The sequence below is a fragment of the Micromonospora chokoriensis genome (genome assembly GCF_000718555.1).
Classification (GTDB): domain Bacteria; phylum Actinomycetota; class Actinomycetes; order Mycobacteriales; family Micromonosporaceae; genus Micromonospora; species Micromonospora chokoriensis_B.
Map to the genome: position 1 here is coordinate 70,580 of NZ_JOAN01000031.1, position 13,150 is coordinate 83,729.

15 protein-coding genes are annotated in these 13,150 nt (G+C 71.1%); 13 read left to right on the forward strand and 2 right to left on the reverse strand.

The window, feature by feature from the left end:
* Positions 1-36 precede the first annotated feature (36 nt).
* The 8 genes from IF46_RS0130080 to IF46_RS32950 all read left to right on the forward strand — a co-directional run bounded on the left by IF46_RS0130080 (position 37) and on the right by IF46_RS32950 (position 7,505).
* Positions 37-396: a histidine triad nucleotide-binding protein gene (locus IF46_RS0130080; protein WP_030491785.1), complete on the forward strand. Its 360-nt coding sequence runs from the start codon at positions 37-39 to the stop codon at positions 394-396.
* 76 nt (positions 397-472) lie between these two features.
* Positions 473-1,861, forward strand: coding sequence for a serine hydrolase domain-containing protein (locus tag IF46_RS0130085; protein WP_030491786.1), 1,389 nt, complete (start codon positions 473-475; stop codon positions 1,859-1,861).
* Positions 1,862-1,992: 131 nt separating this feature from the next.
* The gene (locus tag IF46_RS0130090) at positions 1,993-3,051 is read left to right on the forward strand and encodes a PhoH family protein (RefSeq protein WP_030491787.1); all 1,059 of its coding nucleotides are present in this window, start codon (positions 1,993-1,995) and stop codon (positions 3,049-3,051) included.
* Positions 3,052-3,066: 15 nt separating this feature from the next.
* The gene (gene ybeY / locus IF46_RS0130095) at positions 3,067-3,540 is read left to right on the forward strand and encodes an rRNA maturation RNase YbeY (RefSeq protein ID WP_030491788.1); all 474 of its coding nucleotides are present in this window, start codon (positions 3,067-3,069) and stop codon (positions 3,538-3,540) included.
* Positions 3,516-4,940, forward strand: a complete 1,425-nt coding sequence (locus IF46_RS0130100; RefSeq protein ID WP_157563683.1) for a hemolysin family protein — start codon at positions 3,516-3,518, stop codon at positions 4,938-4,940. Before ybeY ends, IF46_RS0130100 begins: the two co-directional genes overlap by 25 nt.
* On the forward strand, positions 4,933-5,319 hold the full coding sequence (locus tag IF46_RS0130105; RefSeq protein WP_030491790.1) for a hypothetical protein: 387 nt from the start codon (positions 4,933-4,935) through the stop codon (positions 5,317-5,319). The genes IF46_RS0130100 and IF46_RS0130105 overlap by 8 nt, the downstream gene beginning before the upstream one ends.
* Before the next feature lie 5 nt (positions 5,320-5,324).
* Positions 5,325-6,221, forward strand: a complete 897-nt coding sequence (gene era / locus IF46_RS0130110; protein WP_157563692.1) for a GTPase Era — start codon at positions 5,325-5,327, stop codon at positions 6,219-6,221.
* A 153-nt stretch (positions 6,222-6,374) separates the two neighbouring features.
* Positions 6,375-7,505, forward strand: a complete 1,131-nt coding sequence (locus IF46_RS32950; RefSeq protein ID WP_036393733.1) for an acyltransferase family protein — start codon at positions 6,375-6,377, stop codon at positions 7,503-7,505.
* Here IF46_RS32950 and IF46_RS0130120 read toward each other — a convergent pair.
* A complete protein-coding gene (locus IF46_RS0130120; protein ID WP_030491792.1) occupies positions 7,492-8,301 on the reverse strand; it encodes a DUF4097 family beta strand repeat-containing protein in 810 nt (269 codons plus the stop codon). The two genes, IF46_RS32950 and IF46_RS0130120, sit on opposite strands and share 14 nt — an antisense overlap.
* A 101-nt stretch (positions 8,302-8,402) precedes the next feature.
* Between IF46_RS0130120 and recO the strand changes: the two genes are divergently transcribed.
* The 5 genes from recO (at position 8,403) to IF46_RS0130145 (ending at position 11,455) form a co-directional block, all read left to right on the forward strand.
* Positions 8,403-9,269, forward strand: coding sequence for a DNA repair protein RecO (gene recO, locus IF46_RS0130125; RefSeq protein WP_036393736.1), 867 nt, complete (start codon positions 8,403-8,405; stop codon positions 9,267-9,269).
* Between the two features lie 4 nt (positions 9,270-9,273).
* Positions 9,274-10,086, forward strand: coding sequence for an isoprenyl transferase (locus tag IF46_RS0130130; protein ID WP_030491794.1), 813 nt, complete (start codon positions 9,274-9,276; stop codon positions 10,084-10,086).
* A 71-nt stretch (positions 10,087-10,157) separates the two neighbouring features.
* Positions 10,158-10,343, forward strand: a complete 186-nt coding sequence (locus IF46_RS0130135; protein ID WP_030491795.1) for a hypothetical protein — start codon at positions 10,158-10,160, stop codon at positions 10,341-10,343.
* A gap of 147 nt (positions 10,344-10,490) precedes the next feature.
* Positions 10,491-10,697, forward strand: a complete 207-nt coding sequence (locus IF46_RS0130140) for a thioredoxin reductase (RefSeq protein WP_198041568.1) — start codon at positions 10,491-10,493, stop codon at positions 10,695-10,697.
* 2 nt (positions 10,698-10,699) lie between these two features.
* Complete coding sequence (locus tag IF46_RS0130145) at positions 10,700-11,455, forward strand: pirin family protein (protein ID WP_030491797.1); 756 nt, start codon at positions 10,700-10,702, stop codon at positions 11,453-11,455.
* Between the two features lie 115 nt (positions 11,456-11,570).
* On the opposite strand, the gene gndA is transcribed toward IF46_RS0130145, so the two are convergent.
* Complete coding sequence (gndA, locus tag IF46_RS0130150) at positions 11,571-13,013, reverse strand: NADP-dependent phosphogluconate dehydrogenase (protein ID WP_030491798.1); 1,443 nt, start codon at positions 13,011-13,013, stop codon at positions 11,571-11,573.
* Positions 13,014-13,150 lie beyond the last annotated feature (137 nt).

A 13,150-nucleotide genomic window follows, 5' to 3' on the forward strand; every position in this document is an offset into this window, starting at 1 on the left:
TGCCTCAGCCGTACCTTGGCTCTTTACACTGCCCCGATGGGATCCGACTGCCTGTTCTGCCGCATCGTCGCCGGGGAGATCCCGGCCACTGTGGTCCGGGAGACCGACACCACGCTCGCCTTCCGCGACATCGGCCCGAAGGCGCCGGTGCACGTCCTGGTCATTCCGAAGGAGCACTACGCCGACGTCGCCACGCTGGCTGAGGGTGACCCGGCGCTGGCCGCAGACGTGCTGGCGACGGCCGCCGCCGTGGCCGAGGACGAGGGCCTGCTGGGCGACGGTTTCCGGCTGATGTTCAACACCGGCGCGTACGGCGGGCAGGAGGTGTTCCACGTGCACGCGCACCTGCTCGGTGGCGCGCCGCTCGGCCCGATGCTCGCCCGGAACCTGGCGTGAGCGAGCGCAGCGAGCGAACCAGCAGGCTCAGTAGCGTGGCGCCTCGCACCGTCGCGCAGCGCAGCGGAGCGACGGCGTGAGCCAGCCCGACAGCCGCGCCGACGAGCACCTGGGCCGGTTGGTCCGGCGGGTGCAGGCCGAAGCCCGGGTGCCGGCGGTGTCGGCGGCGCTGCACCGGGCCGACCGACAGTTGTGGAGCTGCACGGTCGGCGAGACCGGCACCGACAGCCCGCTTGGGTCGAGCACCCAGTTCCGGATCGGCTCGGTCACCAAGACGTTCACCGCGGTGCTGATCCTGCAGTGCCGCGACGACGGGCTACTGGACCTGGACGACCCGGTGGGCCGGCACCTGGACCTCCCGGCGCACGGCGAGCTGACCGTGCGCCGGCTGCTGTCGCACACCGCTGGTCTGCAACGCGAGCCGTTCGGCGACATCTGGGACAGCCTGCGCGCACCGGACGCCGACCAGTTGGTCGCGGAGCTGGACCGGGCCGAGCGGGTGCTGCCCACCGGCCGTCGGTTCCACTACTCCAACCTGGGCATGGCCGTACTCGGCCAACTCGTCGCCCGACTGCGGGGCGAGAGCTGGGCGCAGGCGCTCACCGAGCGGATCCTGACGCCGCTGGGGCTGACCGACACCACAGTGACCCCACGGCCGACGGCGGCCACCGGCTTCCTGGTCGACGCGTACTCCGACGAGGCGCACCCGGAACCACCTACCGACTTCGGCGCGGTCGGCCCGGTCGCCCAGCTCTGGGGCACCGCCACCGACATGGCCCGCTGGGCGGCGTTCCTGGCTGACCCGGCGGCGCTGGACCCGACCGGCGCGGTGCTCGCCCCGGCCACCCTGGACGAGATGCGCTGGCCGCTGACCACGACCGACGAGACGCTCTGGGGCGTGGGCTTCGGGCTCGGGCTGATCCTCGTCCCGCAGGGGGAGCGGGTGCTGCACGTCGGGCACGACGGGGCGATGCCCGGGTTCCTCGCCGGGGTGTACGGCCGCCGGGGCGGCGACGGCACGGCCGGCGCGATGGGCGCCGCGGTGCTCGGCTCGTCCGGCACGGCGACCGAACTGCTCGACCTGCCGCACCGGCTGCTCGCCGCAGCGGTCGAACACGACCCGGCCGAGATCGAGCCCTGGCGGCCCGGCGCACCCGCTCCGGCGGCCCTGCGGGCCGTGCTCGGCCGCTGGTGGGGTGAGGGTTCCGAGTACGTCTTCTCCTGGCACGACGGCGCCCTGCGGGCGCGTGGGGTCGGGGACCCGGCGGGACGTCCCCCGGCGATCTTCACCCCGCTGGCGGACCAGCCGGACGTGTTCCGCACGGTCTCCGGTCGGGAAGTCGGTGAGCTGCTGCGGCTGACCCGGGACGAGGCCGGCGTGGTGGTCCGGATGCACTGGGCGACGTACCGATTCACCCGCCACCAGGAGACCTTCGACAGGTACGACTTCCGGGCCGGGAGTTGATCGCGGCCAGCGGAAATGGGCGCGATGCGGCCCGCGTTGAACCGATACGATGGGTGTAACGTCCGCACGCCAGGCCAGCAGGCCGGCGCCGAGATCGAGAGCAGGTGGCGCAGGGCCCTACGGCCCGACCTATGACCGGCACCCCACCTCCCGGCCCGCCCCGGGTGCAGACCAAGATCACCGTGCCCGACCCGAAGATCATGGTCAATCTGCTCGGCGCAGGCGACGAGATCCTCCGACTCGTCGAACGCTCGGTCAACAGTGACGTGCACGTCCGCGGCAACGAGATCACCATCACCGGTGACCCCGCGGACAACGCCCTCGCCGAGCGGGTCTTCAGCGAGCTCCTCGAACTCATCGAGAAAGGCGAGACCCTGACCACTGACGCCGTAAGGCGTACCGTCGGCATGCTCGAGCAGGGCAGCGCCGAGCGGCCCGCCGAGGTCCTGACACTCAACATCCTGTCCCGGCGCGGGCGCACCATCCGCCCCAAGACGCTCGGGCAGAAGAAGTACGTCGACGCGATCGACTCGCACACCATCGTCTTCGGCATCGGCCCGGCCGGCACCGGAAAGACCTACCTGGCGATGGCGAAGGCCGTCCAGGCGTTGCAGGCCAAGCAGGTCAACCGGATCATCCTCACCCGGCCGGCGGTAGAGGCGGGCGAGCGGCTGGGCTTCCTGCCCGGCACGCTCAACGACAAGATCGACCCGTACCTGCGCCCGCTCTACGACGCGCTGCACGAGATGCTCGACCCGGAGACGATCCCGAAGCTGATGGCCCAGGGGACGATCGAGGTCGCCCCGCTGGCCTACATGCGAGGCCGTACGCTCTCCGACGCGTTCATCATCCTGGACGAGGCGCAGAACACGACGCCCGAGCAGATGAAGATGTTCCTCACCCGACTCGGCTTCAACTCCAAGATCGTCGTGACCGGTGACATCACCCAGGTGGACCTTCCCGGCGGGACGAGTAGCGGCCTGCGGGTGGTTCGGGAGATCCTGGAAAACGTCGAGGACGTGCACTTCTCCCAGTTGTCCAGCTCCGACGTGGTCCGCCACCGGCTGGTCGGGGAGATCGTCGACGCGTACGCCCGCTGGGACGCCGAGCGGGAAAATCAGCAGGCGCAGGGCGTTCACGCCGTGCCTGGGCGACCTGCCCAGGGCGGTCGGGCCGGCCGCCGCCGCTAAAGCAGAGGAAAGCAGTTGTCCATCGAGATCGCCAACGAGTCCGGTGTCGACGTCGACACTGACGCCGTGCTCGCCGTCGCCCGCCACGCCCTCGACGAGATGGGGGTCAACCCCCTCGCCGAGCTGTCCGTGCTGCTTGTCGACATCGACTACATGACCGAGCTGAACCACCGCTGGATGGGTGGCGACGGCCCGACCGACGTGCTCGCCTTCCCCATGGACGAGGGCAGCGTCGACCACGGCCCAGGCGAGTCCGCACCGGCCGGCGGCGAGCCCGCCCTGCTCGGCGACATCGTGCTCTGCCCCGAGGTGGCGGCCAAGCAGGCGGCGACCGCCGGGCACGCACCCGCCGACGAGCTGCACCTGCTCACCGTGCACGGGGTGCTGCACCTGCTCGGGTACGACCACGCCGAGCCGGAGGAAGAGCGGGAGATGTTCGCACTCCAGGCTCGACTTCTGGCGAGCTGGCGGTCGACCCGCACCCAGTGATGTCCACACCTCCGTTACTGGCGGCCGGCGCCACCGCCGGCCTTCCCGACTTCCAGCTGATCGTCTTCGCGGCCGGCCTGGTGGTGTTGGCTGGCCTGATCGCGATGACCGAGGCGGCGCTCGCCGCGGTCTCACCGGCCCGAGCCGCCGAGCTGGCCCGCGACGGCGTGCGCGGCGCCCGCACCCTCCAGGTCGTGGCCGGCGACGTCGTCCGGCACCTCAACCTGCTCCTGCTGTTGCGGCTGCTCGCCGAGCTGACCGCCACCACGCTTGTGGCGCTCGTGGCGGTGGACAGCTTCGGCGCCGGCTGGCGGGCCGCGCTGGTGACCGCTGGCGCGATGACAGTGGTCAGCTTCGTGATGGTGGGCGTCGCTCCGCGCACCATCGGCCGCCAGCACGCGTACGCCGTGGGTCGTGCGGTGGCGCCGCTGGTCCGATGGCTGGGCCGGGCGCTCAACCCGCTCGCGTCGCTGCTGATCCTGATCGGCAACGCGGTCACCCCGGGGCGTGGCTTCCGGGAGGGGCCGTTCGCCACCCAGGTGGAGTTGCGTGAGCTGGTCGACCTGGCCGAGCAGCGCGGCGTGGTCGAGCACGGCGAGCGCCAGATGATCCATTCCGTCTTCGCGCTCGGCGACACCATCGCCCGTGAGGTGATGGTGCCGCGGACGGAGATGGTGTGGATCGAGGAGGGCAAGACCCTCGCCCAGGCGCTGGCGCTCTTCCTGCGCTCCGGCTTCTCCCGCATCCCGGTGATCGGCGAGAGCGTCGACGACGTACTGGGCGTGCTCTACCTCAAGGACCTGATCCGCCGCTCCCGCGGCGGAGACCCGGAGGCTGAGCAGTTGCCGGTGGCCGAGCTGATGCGCCCGGCGACCTTCGTGCCGGAATCCAAGCCGGTCGACGACCTGCTGTCGGAGATGCAGGCGGCCCGCAACCACCTGGTCATCGTGGTCGACGAGTACGGCGGCACCGGCGGTCTGGTCACCATCGAGGACATCCTGGAGGAAATCGTCGGTGAGATCACCGACGAGTACGATGTCGAACGCCCGCCCGTCGAACGTCTGGCGGACTCCTCGGTGCGGGTGACCGCTCGCCTGCCGGTGGAGAATCTGGGCGAGATGTTCGACACCGACCTGCCCACCGACGAGGTGGAGACGGTCGGCGGCCTGCTCGCCCAGTCACTGGGACGGGTGCCGATCCCGGGTGCCGAGGCCGAGGTCGCCGGTCTCCGCCTGGTCGCCGAGGGCACCACCGGCCGGCGCAACCGGATCGACACCGTCCTGGTCAGCCGGGTGGAGCCAGGTCATGAGCAGGACACCGCGGGGCGTGGAGAGCACGCTGGCCCCGGGGACGACACGGACAACTATCGAGACGACGAGAGGCAACCCGCCGATGCCTGACACACCCGCCGCGCCTGCCGCTCGGCCCGCCCCCATCGCGTCGGGCGCGCTGAGCGCCGAGGACGGCAAGCTCGTCGTCCTGGCCCGGGGCGCCCGCGCACGGGTTGGCGCCGTGGAGGGCGCCGCAGTCCGCGATCAGGACGGCCGGACGTACGCGGCGGCCAGTGTCGCGCTGCCGTCGCTGACGCTCACCGCGTTGCAGTTGGCGGTCGCTTCGGCCGTCGCGGCCGGGGCGAGCCGGCTGGAGGCTGCGGCGGTGGTGACCGAGGCGTCGACGCTGGACGGCGCCGGGCACGCGGCCGTGCGAGACCTCGCGGCGGACGCACCGGTGCACGTGGCCGCTCCGGACGGCACGGTCCTCGGCACGGTGACCCAGTGAGCCCGGTGCAGGACCCGGAGGCGCGACCGTACCGGGCCGGGTTCGGCTGCTTCGTCGGTCGGCCCAACGCCGGCAAGTCGACGCTTACCAACGCCATCGTCGGCACCAAGATCGCCATCACGTCGAACAAGCCGCAGACCACCCGGCACGTCATCCGGGCGGTGCTGCACCGACCGGAGTCGCAGCTGGTCCTCGTCGACACGCCGGGCCTGCACCGCCCCCGTACGCTGCTCGGCGAACGCCTCAACGACCTGGTCCGGTCCACCTGGACCGAGGTCGACGTGATCGGCCTGTGCATCCCGGCCGACGAGCCGGTCGGGCGCGGCGACCGGTTCATCACCGGCGAGCTGGCCGAGTTGAAGGCGACAGTGCTGGCGGTGGTCACCAAGACCGACCTGGTGGACAAGCGTCGCCTGGCGGAGCAGTTGCTCGCGGTCAGCAAGATGGGGGAGTTCGCCGAGATCGTGCCGGTGAGCGCGGTGTCCGGGCACCAGGTGGACACGCTTGTCGACGTGATGACCAGCTACCTGCCGCCGTCACCGCAGCTCTACCCGGACGACATGCTCACCGACGATCCCGAGCAGGTGCTGGTCGCGGAGCTGATCCGGGAGGCCGCCCTGGAGGGGGTTCGCGACGAGCTGCCGCACTCCATCGCCGTGGTGGTGGAGGAGATGATCCCCGAGGGTCAGGTCATGAAGATCTACGCCGACCTGTACGTGGAGCGGCCCAGCCAGAAGGCCATCGTGCTCGGGCACAAGGCGAGCCGGCTCAAGGAGGTCGGCACCAACGCCCGTAAGCAGATCGAGGAGCTGCTCGGCGGCCGGGTCTATCTCGACCTGCACGTGCGGGTCGCGAAGGATTGGCAGCGCGACCCGAGGCAGCTGCGCAAGCTGGGCTTCTGACCCACCTCGTCGGAGGCGCCCGACCGGCGGCATGATCGCCTTCGGTCGGGCCGGGGGAGATGTTCACGTTCGGTTGGGGCCGCGGCCGTTTGGTGCGGATGCCGCGCAGGGTAGGGAAGTAATGCCCCGCGTCCCCGACCCAGATGCAGGCTGATGCGCAACAGGTATCTCGATCTCCTCCGTTTCCTGGCCATCGTCCGAGTGGTGGTCTACCACGTCACCGGATGGGCGACCCTCACCCTCGTCTTCCCCGCCATGTCGGTGATGTTCGCGCTGGCAGGCTCGCTGATGGCCGCGTCGCTGACCCGCTCCGGCCCGGCGGCGGTGGGGCGTCGGCTGCGTCGACTGCTGCCGTCACTGTGGGTGCTCGCGGTGGTCTTCGTGCCGGCCATGCTGCTCACCGGGCTGGCGGTGAGCCCCCGGGTGCTGCTGTGGCTGTTCCCGATCGCCGATCCGCCGGCCAACAACTGGGGCGCCCTTGCGCTGAGCGTCATCTGGTACCTGCGCGACTACCTGTGGTTCGTACTCGCCTCGCCGGTCGCGTTCTGGCTGTTCCGGCGTGCCCCGCTGCCGACCCTGCTCGCCCCGTACCTCCTGCTGGTCGCGATCGAGGTGGGGATCTACCCGGCGCCGCCGATGCTGCGCGAGTTCGGTCTCTACTTCGGCGCGTGGCTACTCGGCTTCGCCCACCACGCCGGGATGCTGCGTCGGCTCGCCGGCCGGGTGCTGTACCCGTTGGCGCTCGTCCTCGCCGTGGGCGGCGGCGCCTGGATCATCGGGCACCCCGGCCCACGCGGGTACGACCTGAACGACAACCCACTGGGAAACGCCCTCTGGTCGGCCGCGTTCATCCTGATCGTGCTGGGCCGGGCGCCGGCCGGGGTGGCCTGGCTGAGCCGAAGCTGGCTGGCCGACCGGGCGGTGACCGTGGTCAACCGGCGAGCACTCACCATCTACCTCTGGCACATGCCGTTCGTGGTGGCGCTCACTCCGCTGGTCGACGTGGTGGGCTGGTCCCACCAGAACCCGGTGGGGTTGGCCATCCGGGTGCTGCTGGTCTTCGCGCTGGTCGGGCTGGTCACCCTGGCCGTCGGCTGGGTCGAGGACGTCGCCGCCCGCCGCCGCCCGGAGCTGATCCCCGGTGGGCAGGTGCCGGCCGCCGAGCCGGCGGTCCAGCCGGACGCCGATGCGGTGGACGGCGCCGAGGCGACGGGGGTGACCGTCGGACTGCCGGCGCAGCGGGTGGCCGGGTCGGCGAGCAATGTCGAGGTCAACGCTCGCTGATCGTGACGTTGCCGCTGCTGGCCGAGCCGTCGAGCACCAGGGTCGCCGTCGGGTTGTCGGCGACGGTCACGGTCTTGTCGCCGGAGTCGGCGTTGGACCGGACCCGGTAGCTGCCCTCCGGCACCAGCAGCGTGACGTCACCGCTGGAGGCGTGGACCCGGGCCGACGCGGGCTGGTCCAGCTCGACGTTGACGTTGCCGGAGCTGGCCTCGGCGTCGACCGTGCCGCTGAGCCGGCGTGCGGTGATGTCTCCGGACGAGGCGCGCAGCCGTACCCCCGCGGTGGCCTCGCTCACCTCGATGTTGCCGGAGCGGGTCTCCACCGCGAGCGCGCCCGACGCGCCGGAGATCCGCACGTCGCCCGAGCCCACCTGGAGCTGCACCGGGCCGACCCGGCTCAGCTCGACGTCGCCGGAGCCGGTGTCACCCTGCACCGTCACACCCTCCGGCACCGTCACCTCGTAGGAGATGCTGCACCGATTGCCGCAGTCGGTGTCCAGCACCAGCTCGCTACCCTTGATCTCGTACCGGACGTTGTCCGGTTCGCCGCCCTGGTAGCGCACCACCCGCTTGATCCGCACCTCGGACGCCGGGCCGGTGCCACGGAGCACCACGTCGCCCGACCCACCCGAGACCCGGACCGTGGTGATCCGGACCGCCTCGGTGTTGTCGTAGTCGAGCCGACGAAACGACAGGTTGTCGCACCCGGCGAGCACGATGAGGGTCGTCGCGAGCCCCAGCGCGACGGGGGCGCCGACGCGACGAGGGCGCGGGATGGTGATGCGGTGCAGTGCCATGACCGGCACGCTACGGCCGAGCACGAGGCGGGCGCATCGGGGTTCATCCGAGCATCCACCCCGAACCAACCCTGATTTCGCACCCCGAGGAGAATGGCCCGATGGCCGGGTATCGCCGACAGCTCTACCGCGACGACGCGGTGGTGCTGCGCGTGCAGAAGCTCGGCGAATCCGACCGGATCATCACCCTGCTCACCCGCCGGCACGGCCGGCTGCGGGCGGTGGCCCGCGGGATCCGCCGCACCACAAGCAAGTTCGGTGCCCGGCTGGAGCCGTTCGGCCACGTCGACCTCCAGCTCGCCGGCGACCCAAAGGGCAACCACGGCAGCTCACTGCACACCGTCAGCCAGGTCGAGGGCATCGACCTGTACGGCAAGCGGTTCCTCGGCGACTATCCGCGCTACACGGCGGCCAGCGCGATCGCCGAGACCGCCGAGCGGCTGACCCCGGTGGAGCGGGAGCCGTCACTGCGGCTGTTCCAGCTCACCGTCGGCGCGTTGAAGGCGCTGTCCCGGGGCGAGCACGCCACCACGCTGGTGCTCGACGCGTACCTGTTGCGCGGGATGTCCCTCGCCGGCTGGGCACCGGCGCTGGTCGCCTGTGCGGTCTGCGGCACGCCCGGGCGGCACCGGGCGTTCTCCGTGCCAGCTGGCGGCGTGGTCTGTCCGGATTGTCGGCCACCGGGGGCGGCGCATCCCGCGCCGGCCACCATCGACCTGATGTCCGCGCTGACCACCGGCGACTGGGTGATCGCCGACGGCACCGACGCCGCAGTGCGTCGGGAGTGCAGTGGGCTGGTCGCGGCTCACCTCCAGTGGCACCTGGAGCGCGCGCTACGCTCGCTGCCGCTGGTCGACCGGGGTTCCTCGGCGACCGGCGCGGCCTCGCCGCCGGGAGGCGTCGGGGCCGTGGTGCTCCGGCCACGCGGCGACGTCGAGGCCGGGGCGGACGGCGCGAACAGGGAGTGACCGAGTGATCCGATCGAAGAAGGCTGGCCGGCGCGAGCCGACGCCACCGGTGCCGCACCCGTCCGGGGCCCGACCGCCGGCGCTGCCCGCCGAGGCCGTGCCGAGGCACGTGGCGGTGGTGATGGACGGCAACGGCCGCTGGGCCAAGGACCGCGGGCTGCCCCGCACCAAGGGGCACGAGGCGGGGGAGCACAGCCTCTTCGACACCATCGAGGGCGCCATCGAGATGGGCATCCCCTACCTGTCGGCGTACGCGTTCTCCACCGAGAACTGGCGACGCTCGCCCGACGAGGTCCGGTTCCTGATGGGGTTCAACCGGGACGTGATCCGTCGTCGCCGCGACCAGTTGGTCGACCTCGGCGTACGGGTGGTGTGGTCGGGTCGGCCCGGCCGGTTGTGGAAGAGCGTCATCTCCGAGTTGCAGACCGCCGAGGAGATGTCCCGCGACAACTCGACGCTGACCCTGCAGTTCTGCGTCAACTACGGCGGGCAGGCCGAGATCGGTGACGCCGCCGCCGCGATCGCGCGGGACGTGGCGGCCGGCCGGCTGGATCCGGCAAAGGTCACCGAGAAGACCGTGGCGAAGTACCTCTACCACCCGGAGATCCCGGAGGTGGACCTGTTCCTGCGACCCTCCGGGGAGGAGCGGATCTCCAACTTCCTGCTCTGGCAGACCGCGTACGCCGAGTTGGTCTTCCTGGACACGCTCTGGCCCGACTTCGACCGCCGCCACCTCTGGTACGCGTGCGAGTTGTACGCCCAGCGGGACCGACGCTTCGGCGGCGCGCTGCCCAACCCGGTCGCCCCGGTTATCTGAGCCGACGCGCTTACCCGCACGTCACTCTGGGTATCAGAGACGTCAGAAGTCACTGACGGAGGTGAACCCACATGATCCAGAAGCGCATTGCCCAGTGGGCGGTGATGGCGGTCGCGGTGCCGTTGGCCGCAGCCGGTGCCCGCCGGCTCAGTCACACCCTGGAGGCCCGGCGTGGTCCCTCCGGGGCGACCCGGTTGCTGACCAAGGGTGCGGATCTGATCCGCCCGCAGAAGGCCAAGCGCCGCCGCTTCTTCTGACCCACCCCGATTTCTCGGCGCCGTCCGCACCCCGTGTGCGGGCGGCGCCTTGCTCTGTTTCGGGGTGCGGTGAAAGGGGGGCGGGTAGGGTCCGGAGGTGGTGGGACGACGGCGGTTGGGGTGGATATGCGGGATCTCCGATTCAAAATGATCATGGCGTTGAACGCCGCCGATCTGGGTGACCCGATCTGCGAGCAGGTGGCTGAGATCTGTGCCGAGATCGCCGAGCAGCACTGCGCCGAGTTCGGTCACGCGCCGCAGCTGCGGACCGGTGAGATCGCCGAACTGGCCACCGGCGAGCCGGCCCTGACCTGGGCGCCATCGACCCCCGACGCCGGGCAGCGTGCCTGGTGACCATGCCTGCGCCCGCGGTCGACATCCGCCGGGCCGAGGATCGCTTCGCCACCCGGATCTCCTGGCTGGATTCCCAGCACTCCTTCTCGTTCTCCCGGCACTACGACCCGGCCAACACCCACCACGGCCTGCTGCTTGTCAACAACGACGACGTGGTCCGGCCGGGGGCCGGGTTCGAGACCCACCCGCACCAGGACATGGAGATCGTGACCTGGGTGCTGCGCGGTTCCCTGGTGCACCAGGACTCCACCGGGCACTCCGGGGTGATCTACCCGGGTCTGGCCCAGCGGATGAGCGCCGGCACCGGCATCCTGCACTCGGAGAAGAACGACGCCTGGCGGCTCGACAACCAGGAGCCGCACAGCGACCCGGTGCACTTCGTGCAGATGTGGGTGCTCCCCGACGAGCAGGGCGTCGACCCCGGCTACGAGCAGCTGGAGATCGAGGACGAGCTGTTACGCGGTGGTCTGGTGCCGATCGCCTCCGGGATGGACCGCTACGACGGTGCGTCCGCGATCCGGATCCGCAACCGGTACGCGACCCTGCACGCCGCCCGTCTCGCCCCCGGCGACGAGGTCACCATCCCCGACGCGCCCTACGTACATCTCTACGTGCCCAACGGCACGGTGACCCTGGAGGGCAGCGGCCCGCTCGGCAGCGGCGACGCGGCCCGGCTCACCATGACCGGCGGCCGGCGGGTCACCGCCGACGAACCGGCCGAGATCCTCGTCTGGGAGATGCACGCAACGGTCGCCTGACCGCGTTACCCGCGCATGATCTCGCCCGGACATGGATGTAGTGGCCTCCCCGCCGGGGGAGACCACTACATCGAGGATCGAGCACGATCACGGTGGCGCGGAGACGCCGCCCCGGCTACGCCGGGGACTCGGCGCGATCCCCCGCCCAGGTGGTGTGGAACGCGCCGTCGCGGTCCACCCGCTGGTAGGTGTGCGCGCCGAAGTTGTCCCGCAGACCCTGGATCAGCGCGGCGGGCAGCCGCTCCGCGCGCAACGCGTCGAAATACGCCAGCGACGACGAGAACGCGGGCGTCGGCACGCCGGCCCGGGTCGCGTCAGCCACCACTCGCCGCCAGCTCGGCACGCCAGCGCTGACCGCCTCGGCGAAGTACGGCGCCACCAGCAGCGTCGGCAGGTCGGGCTGCTCGTCGTACGCCTCGCGGATGCGGTTGAGGAAGCGGGCCCGGATGATGCAGCCGCCCCGCCAGATCGTCGCGGTGCCACCGAGGTCGATGTCCCAGTTGTACTCCTGGCTGCCGGCGCGAATGTGGTCGAAGCCCTGCGCGTACGCGACGATCTTGGAAGCGAGCAGCGCCCGGCGGACGTCCTCGACGAACGCGTCCCGGTCGGCGACCTGCCACTTCTCACCCGCGTCTCCGAACGCCCGGCGGGCTGCCTCGCGCTGGTCGACGTGCCCGGAGAGCGAACGGGCGAAGGTCGCCTCGGCGATCCCGGTGATCGGGATGCCCAGGTCCAGCGCGCTCTGCACGGTCCAGCGACCGGTGCCCTTCTGCTCGGCCCGGTCCTGCACGATGTCCACGAACGGTCGGCCGGTCGCCGCGTCGGTGTGCGCGAGCACGTCGGCGGTGATCTCGATGAGGAACGACTCCAGCTCGCCGTTGTTCCAGTCGCGGAAGATTTCCGCGATCTCGGCCGGCGAGGCGTCCAGACCAGCGCGGAGCAGGTCGTACGCCTCGGCGATCAGCTGCATGTCGGCGTACTCGATGCCGTTGTGCACCATCTTGACGAAGTGCCCGGCGCCGTCCGGCCCGACGTGCATGCAGCACGGCACGCCGTCCACCTGAGCGGCGATCTTCTCGAACATCGGCCCGAGCTTGGCGTACGACTCGGCGGAGCCACCCGGCATGATGCTCGGCCCGCGCAGCGCGCCCTCCTCACCGCCGGAGACGCCGGTGCCGCTGAAGTGCAGCCCCTGCGCGCGCAGCGCCTCCTCCCGGCGGCGGGTGTCGGCGAAGTGCGCGTTGCCGCAGTCGACGATGATGTCGCCCTCGTCGAGCAGCGGCACCAACTCGTCGATCACCGCGTCGGTGGGCGCGCCGGCCTTGACCATGACGATGACCGCGCGGGGTCGTTCCAGTGACGCCACGAAATCGGCCATCGTCTCGCCGGGAACGAACGTGCCCTCGTCGCCGTGCTCGGCCACCAGGCTGCGGGTGCGCTCCGGCGAGCGGTTGTGCACTGCCACCGTGAAGCCGTTGCGGGCCAGGTTGCGGGCCACGTTGCGACCCATCACCGCCAGCCCGGTCACACCGATTTGTGCCCTCGCCTGCTCAGCCATCCGTGCCGCCACCTCTCGTCACACCACTATCAGCGTTTGGAAACTTACCGTGATGTGGGCCGATGTGGACCAGTGACCGACGTCCTGTTACTGCACGTAATGTGGACATTGCCGCTGGCGGCTCGGACCCTCGGCAG